Annotated in this window: 14 protein-coding genes; 6 read left to right on the plus strand and 8 right to left on the minus strand. The window is 66.6% G+C overall.

Translation table 11 applies throughout. The features are described 5' to 3' along the window. Positions 1 to 14: 14 nt before the first annotated feature. From GIW57_RS15585 to GIW57_RS15620, 8 genes are all read right to left on the minus strand, one after another. Entirely contained in the window at positions 15 to 401 is a 387-nt protein-coding gene (locus tag GIW57_RS15585; protein ID WP_089237394.1) for a Na+/H+ antiporter subunit G, read from the minus strand. Then, a complete protein-coding gene (locus GIW57_RS15590; RefSeq protein WP_025874598.1) occupies positions 398 to 682 on the minus strand; it encodes a K+/H+ antiporter subunit F in 285 nt (94 codons plus the stop codon). Before GIW57_RS15590 ends, GIW57_RS15585 begins: the two co-directional genes overlap by 4 nt. Beyond that, on the minus strand, positions 679 to 1,185 hold the full coding sequence (locus GIW57_RS15595; protein ID WP_089237392.1) for a Na+/H+ antiporter subunit E: 507 nt from the start codon (positions 1,183 to 1,185) through the stop codon (positions 679 to 681). The genes GIW57_RS15590 and GIW57_RS15595 overlap by 4 nt, the downstream gene beginning before the upstream one ends. Then, entirely contained in the window at positions 1,182 to 2,717 is a 1,536-nt protein-coding gene (locus tag GIW57_RS15600; protein WP_099819701.1) for a monovalent cation/H+ antiporter subunit D, read from the minus strand. Before GIW57_RS15600 ends, GIW57_RS15595 begins: the two co-directional genes overlap by 4 nt. Continuing rightward, complete coding sequence (locus GIW57_RS15605; RefSeq protein WP_025874601.1) at positions 2,714 to 3,091, minus strand: Na+/H+ antiporter subunit C; 378 nt, start codon at positions 3,089 to 3,091, stop codon at positions 2,714 to 2,716. The genes GIW57_RS15600 and GIW57_RS15605 overlap by 4 nt, the downstream gene beginning before the upstream one ends. Beyond that, complete coding sequence (locus GIW57_RS15610) at positions 3,091 to 5,919, minus strand: monovalent cation/H+ antiporter subunit A (protein WP_236511903.1); 2,829 nt, start codon at positions 5,917 to 5,919, stop codon at positions 3,091 to 3,093. Before GIW57_RS15610 ends, GIW57_RS15605 begins: the two co-directional genes overlap by 1 nt. Positions 5,920 to 6,251: 332 nt before the next feature. After that, a complete protein-coding gene (locus GIW57_RS15615; protein ID WP_100462165.1) occupies positions 6,252 to 6,737 on the minus strand; it encodes an Mpo1-like protein in 486 nt (161 codons plus the stop codon). A 105-nt stretch (positions 6,738 to 6,842) separates the two neighbouring features. Beyond that, complete coding sequence (locus GIW57_RS15620; RefSeq protein WP_162291998.1) at positions 6,843 to 7,769, minus strand: phosphoribosylaminoimidazolesuccinocarboxamide synthase; 927 nt, start codon at positions 7,767 to 7,769, stop codon at positions 6,843 to 6,845. Positions 7,770 to 7,910: 141 nt separating this feature from the next. Here GIW57_RS15620 and GIW57_RS15625 point away from each other — a divergent pair, with 141 nt between their 5' ends. From GIW57_RS15625 to trpE, 6 genes are all read left to right on the plus strand, one after another. Then, positions 7,911 to 8,240: a DnaJ domain-containing protein gene (locus GIW57_RS15625; RefSeq protein WP_025874605.1), complete on the plus strand. Its 330-nt coding sequence runs from the start codon at positions 7,911 to 7,913 to the stop codon at positions 8,238 to 8,240. Between the two features lie 57 nt (positions 8,241 to 8,297). Further along, positions 8,298 to 8,975 carry a ribulose-phosphate 3-epimerase gene (rpe, locus tag GIW57_RS15630; RefSeq protein WP_046983681.1) on the plus strand — a complete coding sequence of 226 codons (678 nt, stop codon included), beginning with the start codon at positions 8,298 to 8,300 and terminating at the stop codon, positions 8,973 to 8,975. 12 nt (positions 8,976 to 8,987) lie between these two features. Further along, complete coding sequence (locus tag GIW57_RS15635; RefSeq protein ID WP_089238150.1) at positions 8,988 to 9,470, plus strand: GNAT family N-acetyltransferase; 483 nt, start codon at positions 8,988 to 8,990, stop codon at positions 9,468 to 9,470. 259 nt (positions 9,471 to 9,729) lie between these two features. Continuing rightward, positions 9,730 to 10,662 carry a lipid kinase YegS gene (gene yegS, locus GIW57_RS15640; RefSeq protein ID WP_100462166.1) on the plus strand — a complete coding sequence of 311 codons (933 nt, stop codon included), beginning with the start codon at positions 9,730 to 9,732 and terminating at the stop codon, positions 10,660 to 10,662. Further along, complete coding sequence (locus tag GIW57_RS15645; protein WP_236511904.1) at positions 10,638 to 10,997, plus strand: hypothetical protein; 360 nt, start codon at positions 10,638 to 10,640, stop codon at positions 10,995 to 10,997. The genes yegS and GIW57_RS15645 overlap by 25 nt, the downstream gene beginning before the upstream one ends. A 99-nt stretch (positions 10,998 to 11,096) precedes the next feature. After that, complete coding sequence (gene trpE, locus GIW57_RS15650) at positions 11,097 to 12,572, plus strand: anthranilate synthase component I (RefSeq protein WP_100462168.1); 1,476 nt, start codon at positions 11,097 to 11,099, stop codon at positions 12,570 to 12,572. Positions 12,573 to 12,612 lie beyond the last annotated feature (40 nt).

The following is a 12,612-nucleotide window of genomic DNA, read 5'->3' on the forward strand; positions in this document are numbered from 1 at the left end:
GTCGGCACCCACCGTCAACGCGCGGTGGTTTCCTCTTCCCGCTCCGGTTCCGGCGGCGGCAGCTGTTCTTCTTCCGCACGTTCGTTGCCCGGCAGAGTGGGGCGCGTTTCCATCAGCAGCGACAGCGCCGCCTTGGCCATCAGGTGCGCGCTGATCGGCGCGGTGATGAACAGGAACACGGTGATCAGCAGCTCGCGCGGCTGCGGGTCCTGGCCCAGGAAGATGTGGTAACACACCGAGCACACCAGCACGCAGCCCACGCCCAGCGTGCTGGCCTTGGTCGGTGCGTGCAGGCGTTTGAAGAAGGTGGACAGCTTCACCAGGCCCAGTGCGCCGACCAGGATGAAGAAGCAGCCGAACAGCAGCAGGATCGACAGCGCGATCTGGATGAAGGTGATCATTCGACGATGTCCCGGCGCAGCACGAACTTGCTCAGCACCACCGTGCTGCCGAAGCCGAGCATGGCGATGATCAGTGCCGCCTCGAAGTAGATCGCCGAATTGAGGTACATGCCGAACAGCATCAGTTCGGCGATGGCGGTCACCGACAGCGTATCCAGTGCCAGGATGCGGTCGGGCACGGTCGGCCCGCGCAGCAGGCGCCAGGTGGCCAGCAGCATGGCCAGGCCGACCACGTGCATGCATACCACCAGGGTGGTCTGGATGATCTGGAATCCAGTCATGGGAAGATCTCCATCAACGGGGCTTCATAACGGCGCTTGATCGTGTCGATCAGGTCCTGCGGGTCTTCCAGGTGCAGCACGTGCACCAGCAGGAACTTGCGGTCGTCGCTGAGCGCGGCCGACACCGTGCCGGGGGTCAGGGTGATCATGCTGGTCAGCGCGGCAATGCCGTGGATGTTGGCGATGTCCAGCGGCAGCCAGATGAAACCGGGGTGGATGTTCTTTTCCGGGCCCAGCACCTGGATGGCCACGCGGATGTTGGACATCAGGATGTCCCACAGGGTCACGAACAACAGCTTCGGCAGCGGCCGCAGGGTGCCGATGCGGGCGAACTCGCGGTCCAGGCGCGCAGCGAACAGTGGAATGACCACGCCCAGCAGCAGGCCCAGCAGGAACTGGCCGAGCGTGAAGCTGTCGGACATCAGCAACCAGAACACCACCACCATCACGCTCAGCGCGGGCGAGGGCAGCAGGCGGCGGATCGGGGAACGCTTGGCGGTCATGGCTGGCGGATCTCCGGCGTGGTCGCGCGCAACTGCTGCACATAATCGCCCGGCTGCAGCAGCTGGGTGGCGATGGCGTCGGTGTGCTGCATCAGCGGCGCAGCGAACAGCGTCATGCCGATGCCGTACGCCAGCAGGATGCAGGCGGCAAACAGCTCCACACGGCGCAGTGGCGCCTTGCGCGGCGGAGGTGCATCGGGATCGGGCAGCGGCACGCGCCAGAACAGGCGGATGCCACCGCGGGTCAGGCCCATGATGACCAGCAGGCTGCTGACCAGCACCGCCGTCCACACCGCGCCGGTGTACTGCGCGGGCATGCCGGCCAACAGTGCGGCCTTGGCCAGGAAGCCGGACAGCGGCGGCAGACCGGCCACCGACACCGCCGCAATCAGGAACAGCACGGCGGGCGTCTCCTTGCCGGGCATCGGTGCGATCACTTCCTTGCGGTCGCTGGCGCCGCCGCGGCGGCGTCGGATCAGGTCGGCGACCAGGAACAGTGCGGCGGCGACGAAGCTGCTGTGCGGCAGGTAATACAGGCCGGCCGACAGCACCTTCGGCGTGCCGACAGAGAACGCGATGAACAGCGTCGCCGCCGAGACGATCACCAGATACGAAATCAACACGCGCAGACGCGCTGCGGCCAACGCGCCCAGGCCGCCCAGCACCAGCGTCGCTACGCCGGCCCACAGCAGCCAGTCGCGGCCGTAGCCGGCCATCGCACCCGCATCCTCGCCGAACCACAGCATCTGGATGCGCAGCACGGCATACAGGCCCACCTTGGTCATGATCGCGAACAGCGCCGCCACCGCCGCCGGTGCACGCGCATACGATTCGGGCAGCCACAGGTACAGCGGCATCAACGCGGCCTTGGCGCAGAACACCAACAGCAACAGGCCCATCGTTGCCTTCACCAGGGTCAGCTGCGCCGGCGGCACCTCGGCAATGCGCTGCGACAGCTCGGCCATGTTCAACGACCCCAGCGAGGCGTACAGCAGGCCCAGCGCGATCAGGAACAGGGTCGAGGCGGTGACGTTGAACACCACGTAGTGCAGGCCGATGCGCATGCGCAGGCCACGGCCGCCACTGAGCAGCAGGCCGTAGGAGGCGATCAGCATCACCTCGAAGAACACGAACAGGTTGAAAATGTCGCCGGTCAGGAAGGCGCCGTTGAGGCCCACCAGCTGGAACTGGAACAGCGCATGGAAGTGCGGTGCGCGCCGGTCCCACCCCGAACACGCATGCAGCAGGCAGGGAATGGCCAGCAGCAGGGTGGTCAGCAGCATCCATGCGGACAGCTGGTCGGCGACCAGCGCGATGCCCAGCCGCGACGGCCAGTCGCCCAGCAGGTACACGCGGATGTCGCCACCGGCGGTGTCGGCGAACAACAGGCCGACCACCACCGCCAGCGCGGCCAGCGAGGTCCACGCCACGGCACGCTGCACCTTCGGCCCATAGCGGCGGTGTTCAACGAACAGCGACAGCGCAGCGCCGAGCAGCGGAACCAGGATCGGCAGGATCACCAGATGATTCATGCGCGGTCCTCGCCACGGCGCGGCGGTGCATCGTCGTCCGGCTCGTGTGCGTCCACATGGTCACTGTGGTTGTCGCTGCGGCTGCGCATGGCCAGCACGATGCTGACGGCGGTCATCGCAAAGGCGATCACGATCGCGGTCAATACCAGCGCCTGCGGCAGCGGATCGGTGTAGTTGCCGAGGTGGCTCTCCACGCCTTCCTGCAGCACCGGCGCCTTGCCCTGCACCACGCGGCCACCGGCAAAGATCAGCAGGTTGGTGGCGTAGGACAGGAAGGTCATTCCGAGGATCACATCGAAGCTGCGCGCGCGCAGCAGCAGGTAGATGCCGATGGCGGTCAGCACGCCGATCGCAGAGGCCAGGGCCAGTTCCATCAGTGCATCTCCCCCGTTCGTGCCGAGCGGCGTTGCAGGTCGATCTCGCCCTTGCGCGCGGTGCGCGTCCGCGAGGGTTTGACGGTGGCCATCATCGACAGCATCAGCATCGCGCCACCGAACACCACGAGGTACACGCCGATATCAAAACCAATCGCGCTGGCCAGCGGTACATCACCGATCAACGGCAGGTGCAGGTCCAGGTGACCACTGGTCAGGAACGGCACGCCGAACAGCATCGAGGCGCCACCACTGAGGATGGCGATCAGCAGGCCGGTACCGATGCAGCGGATGTAGTCGAAGCCGAAGCGCGATTCCACCGACGCGGTGCCCTGGATCACGTACTGGATCAGCAGTGGCACCGCCAGCACCAGGCCGGCGATGAAGCCCCCGCCCGGCGCGTTGTGGCCGCGCAGGAACAGGAAGATGGAGACCGTCAGGGTCAGCGGGAACATGATCTGGGCCAGATCGGCCGGCACCGGTAGCTTGATCGGCGGGCCGGGCATGATCTGCTCCGGCGCCATCCGCGTACGCCGCAGCAGCGCATGCACGACCAGTGCGGCAATGCCGAACACAGTGATCTCACCGAAGGTATCGAAACCGCGGAAGTCGACCAGGATCACGTTGACCACGTTCTGGCCGTACGCCTCGGGCAGTGCGCGGGCAAGCAGTTCGCCGGCCATGGTGTTCGGCGGCAGCGTCATCGCGCTGTAGGCCAGCGCGCCGAGGCCGGCACCGGCCACGACCGCGATCAGCGCATCACGGCGCTTGCGCCAGCGCGGCCGCTCCGGGCCGGACTGTGCGGGCAGGTAATTCATGCCGAGCAGCATCAGCACCAGGGTCACCATCTCCACCAGCAACTGCGTCAGCGCCAGATCCGGTGCGGACAGGAACACGAAGGTCAGCGCCACCATCAGGCCGACGCCGCCGACCAGAAGCACCGCCAGCAGGCGCTGCTTGTACATGCGCAGGGTCGCCACCGCGCAGGACATCATCACCAGCCACAGTGCCCAGCCCAGCAGCGGTATCGGCTGCGGCTTGGTCCAGTCCGGCGAGGCCGGGTTGGCGATGTAGGGCGCGGCAGCGACCACGATCGCCACCAGTACCAAGCCCAGCAGCATGCGCTGCAGGCTGCCGTTGGCGATGCCGGCGGTCAACCGCTGCGCACCGGCCGACAGCAGGTCCAGCTGGTGGTGGAAGACGTTGCGTCCCGGCGTGGTGTTGGTTACCGCGTGCAGATCGATCAGCTTGCGCAGGCCGAAGTAGAGGGCCACGCCACCGACCACGCCCGCGGCGCTCATCGCCAGCGGCAGGTTGAAGCCATGCCAGATCGACAGGTTGTACTCGGGCATCGCGCTGCCGAGGATCGAGGCGGCTGCCACGTGCAGTACCGGGGCCACGGTCACGGCCGGGGCGATACCCACCGCCACGCAGATCACCACCAGGATCTCCACCGGCACCTTCATCCAGCGCGGTGGCTCGTGCGGCACGCGGTCCAGGCCATGCGGGCCCTTGCCGAAGAAGGTGTCGTGCACGAAGCGCAGGCTGTAGGCCACGCCGAACACACCAGCCAGCAGCGCAGCGATCGACACCGCCGTGCGCATGGTGTCGGTGCCGCCGGCCGAGAGCGCTTCGGCGAACAGCATTTCCTTGGACAGGAAGCCGTTGAGCAGCGGGATGCCGGCCATCGCCAGCGAGGCGATGATCGCCAGCGCGCTGGTGAACGGCATCAGCCTGCGCAGGCCACCCAGCTTGCGCATGTCACGGGTGCCGGTCTCGTGGTCGATGATGCCGGCGGCCATGAACAGCGAGGCCTTGAAGGTGGCGTGGTTGAGGATGTGGAACACGCCGGCGACCACCGCCATCGGCGTGGACAGGCCGAACAGCAGGGTGATCAGGCCCAGGTGCGAGATCGTCGAATAGGCCAGCAGGCCCTTCAGGTCATGCTGGAAGATGGCGTTCCAGGCACCGATCAGCAGGGTGATCGCACCGATGCCGCTGACCGTGTAGAAGAACAGATCGCTGCCGGCCAACGCCGGATGCAGGCGCGCCAGCAGGAACACGCCGGCCTTCACCATGGTGGCCGAGTGCAGGTAGGCCGACACCGGGGTGGGCGCGGCCATCGCGTGCGGCAACCAGAAGTGGAACGGGAACTGCGCGCTCTTGGTGAAGATGCCCGCCAGCACCAGGAACAACGCGTAGGGGTACAGCGCGCTGGCGCGGATCTGCTCGCCAGCGGCCAGCACCACGTCCAGGTCGAAGCTGCCGACGATGCGGCCGATCAGCAGCACGCCGGCCAGCAGGGCCAGGCCGCCGCCGCCGGTGATCACCAGCGCCATCCGTGCGCCCTCGCGGGCGTCCTGGCGATGCGACCAGAAGCCGATCAGCAGGAACGAGCTGATGCTGGTCATTTCCCAGAAGATCATCAGCAGCAACAGGTTGCCCGACAGCACCATGCCCAGCATGGCGCCCATGAACAGCAACAGGTAGGTATAGAAGCGGTGTGCGCTGTCCTGCGGGCTCAGGTAGTAGCGCGCATACAGCACCACCAGTGCGCCGATGCCCAGTACCAGCCCCGCGAACATCCAGGCCAGGCCATCCAGGCGCAGGGTGAAGTCCAGGCCGATCTGCGGCAGCCACGGTACCATTGTCCGCACCACCTGGCCGTCGAGCACCGAGGGGGTCAGCCAGGCGAGGATCGCCAGCCCGCCCAACGGCGCCAGCGCCGCCAGCCAGGCAGCAGTCGAGCGCGAACTACGGGGGAAGGCTGCGACAGCCACTGCCATGAGGAACGGCAGGGCCAGCAGCAGGGGCAGGCTGGGGAGCATGCAGGGAATCCATGATTCACGAGCAGGTCAGGGAGCATAACAGGCCGCCAAATGTCGCCGAAACCCATTGAACAGCGATCAATTGCATGTAACGTGCGCTGATTCATTTTTTCTGCGATGCAGCATGCGGCGCGGATGCCCCGTCTGGACCCGGTTGGCAGGTCCACCCTACGCCCACGCAGGGAGACCGCAGCCCCTGTCGCACAGGGACCGCCGCCGCTGGGCGGGGCAAAGTGAGGAGGTCACCGCGGCAGGCTGGCAGGCGCGCCGTGCAGTGTGGGTGATGGCATCTGCCCGTTCAGGAAACGAAGGCGTCGATGCGGCGACGCCGGTCAGTAGCGCCAGTCGAGCTTGCGATAGGCCTTGGCCATCACCCAGGCCGGGCCGATCAGCAGGTAGGTCAGGTCGGTCAGGAAGCTGGGCTTGCGGCCTTCGAACTTGTGGCCGATGAACTGCGCGATCCAGGCGACGACGAAGACGCCGATGGCCAGCCAGAACAGATTGTGCAGGCCGATTTCTGCTTCCAGCAGCCGGCACAGGCAGCCGAACACGAAGAACTGGATGAGCATGCCGATGCCCAGCGGGCGCGACAGTTTGTTGTAGAAGCACCAGGCGCTGAACATCGCGAACGCCGACCAGATGCCGTACTGGAACCAGGTGATCAGCGGCGGCACGCACCACAGCAGGGCCACCACCGACCACAGGATCGCCGGCACCGCCACCACGTGGATGCGCTGGTTGACCACATTGCGGTGGTCGTCGGAGTAGCTGGCGAAATAGCGGTCGATCGGACGCGCAAGCTGGGTGGTGGTCTGCATGCGGCCAGCATACCCCGGCCGGGGCCGCCAGTAGAGCCAGGCCATGCCTGGCTGCCGGGGGGCGCAGGAAACGCCCCCAGCCAGACCGGCCGGGGGCGCAGGGAATCAGTCGACGCTGATTCCGGCCAGGCGCTGCAGCGCCTCGGCGTACTTGGCGCGGGTGCGCTCGATGATCTCGGCCGGGATGCTCGGGCCCGGAGCGGTCTTGCCCCAGTCCAGCGTCTCCAGGTAGTCACGCACGAACTGCTTGTCGTAACTCGGCGGGCTGGTGCCCACCTCGTACTCGTCGGCAGGCCAGTAGCGCGAGGAATCCGGCGTCAGCATCTCGTCCATGATGTACAGGCGACCATCGGCGTCGGTACCGAACTCGAACTTGGTGTCGGCCAGGATGATGCCGCGCTCGCGTGCGTAATCGGCCGCGAACTTGTAGATGCGCAGCGTGGCGTCGCGCACGCGCTCGGCCATCTCCGCACCGACCGTCTTCACCATCGCGTCGAAGTCGATGTTCTCGTCATGGTCGCCAACGGCGGCCTTGGTCGAGGGAGTGAAGATCGGCTCGGGCAGCTGCTCGGCCTGGCGCAGGCCGTCGGGCAGGTCGATGCCGCTGACCTTGCCGGTGCGCTGGTAATCCTTCCAGCCGCTGCCGATCAGGTAGCCGCGGGCGATCGCTTCCACCGGTACCGGCTTCAGCTTGCGGGTGACCACCGCACGCTTGGCGTACAGGGCCGCGTCCACGCCCTCGGGCAGCACGCTGGCCACGTCGATGCCGGTCAGGTGGTTGGGCATCAGGTGCGCGGTCTTGGCGAACCAGAAGTTGGACACCTGGCAGAGCATCTCGCCCTTGCCCGGAATCGGGTCGGGCAGGACCACGTCGAACGCCGACAGGCGATCGGTGGCGACCATCAAAAGGTAGTCCCCCGGCGGGGTACCGGCCGGCAGCCGCTCGCGCGGGATATCGAACACATCACGCACCTTGCCGCGGTGGCGCAAGGGCAGGCCGGGGAGATCGGATTGCAACAGCGTGGTTGGCACGGGCACTCCTGGGGCTTCGTCGATACGGCTGCCCAACGGACCCGGCGGGCCCGCTGACCAGCGGGCGGCCTAGTGTAAAGCGGTCCGGGCCCGCTGTGACGTAAAATGAGCGTCCATTTCGTCGGCCGACCCCGGAGCGCCATGCGCTGGTACGGAAAACTGCTCGGATTCATCGCCGGGGCCCTGTTGTTCCGGCCCAATCCGCTGTTCGGCGCGGTGGTCGGCCTGTTGCTGGGACATGCCTTTGACAGCGACTGGTTCCGCCTGAACAAGGAGAACCCGTACCGCGAGCTGGGGCTGACCTCCGAGGCTACCGATGCCGAGGTCGAGCGCGCCTACCGCAAGCTGATCTCCCAGTACCACCCCGACAAGCTGGGCGGCGCCGCCCCCGAGCTGCAGCAGCAGGCCGAGCAGAAGTCGCGGCGCATCAACGCCGCCTACGACCGCATCAAGACCCTGCGCAAGCGCTGACCCCACAGTCCCGCCTGCGGGCGGGAAACCCCTTTCCCCGTTCCGAAGGCCCCGGCCATGTCCAACTGCCTCATCGCTCCTTCCATCCTCTCGGCCAACTTCGCCCGCCTTGGCGAGGAAGTCGACAACGTCCTGGCCGCTGGCGCCGATTGGGTCCATTTCGATGTGATGGACAACCACTACGTGCCCAACCTGACCATCGGCCCGATGGTCTGCCAGGCGCTGCGCAAGCACGGCGTCACCGCGCCGATCGACGTGCACCTGATGGTCGAGCCGGTGGACCGCATCATCCCGGACTTCGCCGAGGCCGGCGCCACCTACATCAGCTTCCACCCGGAGGCCAGCCGCCACGTGCACCGCACCATCCAGCTGATCCGCTCGCTGGGCTGCAAGCCGGGCATCGTGCTCAATCCGGCCACCCCGGTGGACATCCTCGACTGGGTGCTGGACGACCTCGACCTGGTGCTGCTGATGTCGGTCAATCCGGGCTTCGGCGGCCAAGCGTTCATCCCGTCGGCGTTGGACAAGCTGCGCGTGGTGCGGCAGAAGATCGATGCCAGCGGCCGTGACATCCGCCTCGAGATCGACGGTGGCGTGAAGGCCGACAACATCGGCGAGATCGCCGCTGCTGGTGCCGACACCTTTGTCGCCGGCTCGGCCATCTTCAACGCCAAGACCAGCTACCAGGACGTCATCGCGCAGATGCGCGCCAACGTCGCCGCGGCACGGGGCTGAGCCATGAACTCGGTGGCCGTGTTGAACATCCGCCCGGCCACCGTCGCCGACGCTGGCCTGATCCTGCGCTTCATCCGTGAACTGGCGATCTACGAGAAGGCCGAGCATTCGGTGCAGACCGATGAAATCGGCATCGCTGAAAGCCTGTTCGGCGCCGACGCCACCGCCCGCGCGCTGATCTGCGAGGCGAACGGCGAAGCCATCGGCTACGCGGTGTATTTCTACAACTATTCCACCTGGCTGGGCCGCAAGGGCATCTACCTGGAAGACCTGTACGTGAGCCCGGAAAAGCGTGGCTCCGGTGCGGGCAAGGCGCTGCTGAAGTACATCGCCCGCCAGGCGGTGGCTGAAGGGTGCGGCCGCTTCGAGTGGTCGGTGCTGGACTGGAACACCCCGGCCATCGACTTCTACACCGCAGCCGGCGCCAAGCCGCAGGACGAGTGGACGGTGTACCGGCTGGAAGGCGAGGCGCTGCACGATTTCGCCAACGGTTGAGGCGGAATGCATCCACGCATGGCAGGCAAAAAAAAAGCCACGCCAAACACTGGCGTGGCCTTGCTGCATGCGTGGGAGGCTGATCCTGCCTCCATCCGTCGTCCCTGCTATGGCCTTCCATTCTCCGGGCCGCCGATGACACCTGCATGACATCCCGCATTTGCGAGCCCAACCATCTGACCTGAACGGTTGCCAGCGTCTTTCACTGGCCCCGAACGCCTGATTGCTAGCCTGTGCCGCCTTTCCCTGGAAGAACTGCATGAGCACACCGCGCTGGCGCCTGATCCTCAACGGCAAGTCCGCAGGCAACGATGACCTGCGCGATGCCGTGGGCCACTGGCGTGACCGCGGCGTGCAGCTGGAAGTGCGGGTGACCTGGGAAGACGGTGACGCCGAGCGCTACGTGGCCGAGGCCATCGACCACGGCGTGGACGTGATCGTGGCGGCCGGTGGCGACGGCACGCTAAGCGCGGTGGCCGAGACGCTGGCGCATCGTGACGAGCCGGCTGAGGCGCTGCCTTCGCTGGCGCTGGTGCCGATGGGTACCGCCAACGATTTCGCAACCGCTGCCGGTATTCCGGTGCAACCGCAGGACGCCTTCGCACTGATTGCCAGCGGTACGCCGCGTCCGATGGACCTGCTGCGTGTTGATGCCGACGGCAAGCCGTGGTGGTGCGCCAACCTCGCCAGCGGCGGCTTCGGTACCCAGGTCACGGTGGAAACCGATGCGGGCTTGAAGAAGATGCTCGGCGGCCTGGCCTACGTCATCACCGGCATCGCCAAGCTCGGCCGTATCGAACCGATCACCGCGCGCCTGAGCGGGCCGGATTTCGAGTGGGAAGGTGGGTTCATCGCGCTGGGTATCGGCAACGGTCGCCAAGCCGGTGGTGGTCAGCAGCTGTGCCCGCAGGCACTGATCGATGACGGCCTGTTGGACGTCACCGTGGTGCCGGAACTGGACGGTGAAGTCGCCGCCACCCTTGGACAGATGCTGACCGGCGGCAAAGAGGCGGCGCTGGAACGCGTCGCCACGCGCGCGCAGCTGCCGTGGCTGCAGATCGACGCCCCGCAGCCGCTGACCTTGAACCTGGACGGCGAACCGGTGCAGGCGCGCAGCTTCCGCATCGCATGCGTGGCGGGCAGGGTACGGATGCACCTGCCGGAGGATTGCGTGCTGCTTTCGCGGGGCTAAGAGCGCAGTTTCAGCAGCGGAATGTCTTCTTCCTTCGTGGGGAAATTGAAGGCTTCGCGATTCTTGAATCGACCCCGGATGGTGTCCCCGCGGACAAGTCCCTGGTGCGCCGGCTGGCGGCGGGCATGGCCCAACCGCTGAGCACGAGCATCGCCCAGATCGACGCGATCAACGCCAGTCGCGAGCAGGTCCAGGGGGTGTCGCTGGCCCTGCAGCAGGTGCGGGAGGCCCAGGAACAGGCGCGGCGGATGGGCCGGGGCGAAGACAAACCGCCCGTCGCCAAAGGGTTTCCCTGCGGCCAAAGCTGCGATACAGTCATTGGGTGTCCAGCCTGACGACCCCGCATACCCTTTCTTCCGCACGCCGTTGGTGGCGATGGTGGCCTGTTGCCGTCGTCCGTCCCTATAACGCTGTGTCCCGGAAGGAAAGTCGTCTTGATCTCGCACGCTCAGTTTCAGCAGCAGGCCGCTGAAGGCCACACCCATATTCCCGTTGTCCGCGAAGTGCTGTCCGACCTGGACACGCCGCTTTCGGTCTATCTGAAGCTCGCCGACGGCCCCAATACCTACCTGTTTGAATCCGTCGAAGGTGGCGAGCGCTTTGGTCGTTACTCGATCATCGGCCTGCCGGCACGCCGCGTGTACGCCTTCCACGGCCACACCCTGACCGTACGCGAGCACGGCCAGGTGGTGGAAACCCGCGAGGTGGCCGATCCGTTCGCCGAGGTCGAGGCGTTGCGCAGCGCCCACTCGGTGCCCAAGCTGGAAGGCCTGCCGGGCTTCACCGGTGGCCTGGTCGGCTGGTTCGGCTTTGAATGCATCGGCTACATCGAGCCGCGCCTGGCCTCGCCGGCCGGCCGTGACGAGCTGGGTACGCCGGACATCCTGTTGCTGCACTCCGATGAGCTGGCGGTGTTCGACAACCTGAAGGGCCGGCTGTACCTGATCGTGCATGCCGATCCGCGTGTCGAAGGTGCCTTCGAGCAGGCCCAGGCACGCCTGGATGCACTGACCGCCAAACTGCGTGCGCCGGGTGCAGGCTATCCGGCACCGCTGACCAGCGACGTGCTGGACGAGTCCGATTTCGTTTCCGGTTTCACCCGCGAAGGCTTCGTCGACGCGGTCCAGCGCAGCAAGGAGTACATCCGTGCTGGCGACATCTTCCAGGTGGTGCTCAGCCAGCGCCTGAGCGTGCCGTTCAAGGCGCGGCCGGTGGATGTCTACCGCGCGCTGCGTGCACTGAACCCGTCGCCGTACATGTATTTCCTGGATGTCGGCGACCTGCAGGTGGTCGGCTCCTCGCCGGAAATCCTGGTGCGCCTGCAGGACGGAGAAGTGACCGTGCGCCCGATCGCCGGCACCCGCCCGCGCGGTGCCACGCCGGAGCTGGACCAGGCGCTGGAGGTCGAGCTGCTGGCCGATCCGAAGGAACGCGCCGAGCACCTGATGCTGATCGATCTCGGCCGCAATGACGCCGGCCGGGTGTCCAGGGCGGGCACCGTCGAAGTGGGCGAGCAGTTCGTGATCGAACGCTACAGCCACGTCATGCACATCGTCAGCGAAGTGACCGGGCAGCTGCAGCCGGGCCTGAGCTACGCCGACGTGCTGCGCGCCACCTTCCCGGCCGGTACCGTCAGCGGCGCGCCGAAGATCCGCGCGCTGGAGGTGATCCGCGAACTGGAACCGATCAAGCGCAATGTCTATGCCGGCAGCATCGGCTACATCGGCTGGCACGGCGATGCCGATACCGCGATCGCGATCCGCACCGCGGTGATCAAGGACGGCCGCCTGTACGTGCAGGCCGGCGCCGGCATCGTTTACGACTCGGACCCGGACAAGGAGTGGGACGAGACGATGAACAAGGGCCGCGCGTTGTTCCGCGCCGTCGCCCAGGCCGCCAAGGGCCTGTGAGTTTCCCTGTGCTGTGGCCTGAGCCGCAGCACCCTTCGCT

The organism is Stenotrophomonas sp. PA-6-5C (assembly GCF_021605635.1).
Taxonomy (GTDB): Bacteria; Pseudomonadota; Gammaproteobacteria; order Xanthomonadales; family Xanthomonadaceae; genus Stenotrophomonas; species Stenotrophomonas lactitubi.

Coding starts and splice junctions, on each gene's coding strand:
- yegS (WP_100462166.1), top strand. CDS start 9,730: ATGAGCACACCGCGCTGGCGCCTGATCCTCAACGGCAAGTCCGCAGGC.
- GIW57_RS15590 (WP_025874598.1), bottom strand. CDS start 682: ATGACTGGATTCCAGATCATCCAGACCACCCTGGTGGTATGCATGCAC.
- GIW57_RS15605 (WP_025874601.1), bottom strand. CDS start 3,091: ATGGAACTGGCCCTGGCCTCTGCGATCGGCGTGCTGACCGCCATCGGC.
- GIW57_RS15585 (WP_089237394.1), bottom strand. CDS start 401: ATGATCACCTTCATCCAGATCGCGCTGTCGATCCTGCTGCTGTTCGGC.
- GIW57_RS15600 (WP_099819701.1), bottom strand. CDS start 2,717: ATGAATCATCTGGTGATCCTGCCGATCCTGGTTCCGCTGCTCGGCGCT.
- GIW57_RS15595 (WP_089237392.1), bottom strand. CDS start 1,185: ATGACCGCCAAGCGTTCCCCGATCCGCCGCCTGCTGCCCTCGCCCGCG.
- GIW57_RS15625 (WP_025874605.1), top strand. CDS start 7,911: ATGCGCTGGTACGGAAAACTGCTCGGATTCATCGCCGGGGCCCTGTTG.
- GIW57_RS15610 (WP_236511903.1), bottom strand. CDS start 5,919: ATGCTCCCCAGCCTGCCCCTGCTGCTGGCCCTGCCGTTCCTCATGGCA.
- rpe (WP_046983681.1), top strand. CDS start 8,298: ATGTCCAACTGCCTCATCGCTCCTTCCATCCTCTCGGCCAACTTCGCC.
- GIW57_RS15615 (WP_100462165.1), bottom strand. CDS start 6,737: ATGCAGACCACCACCCAGCTTGCGCGTCCGATCGACCGCTATTTCGCC.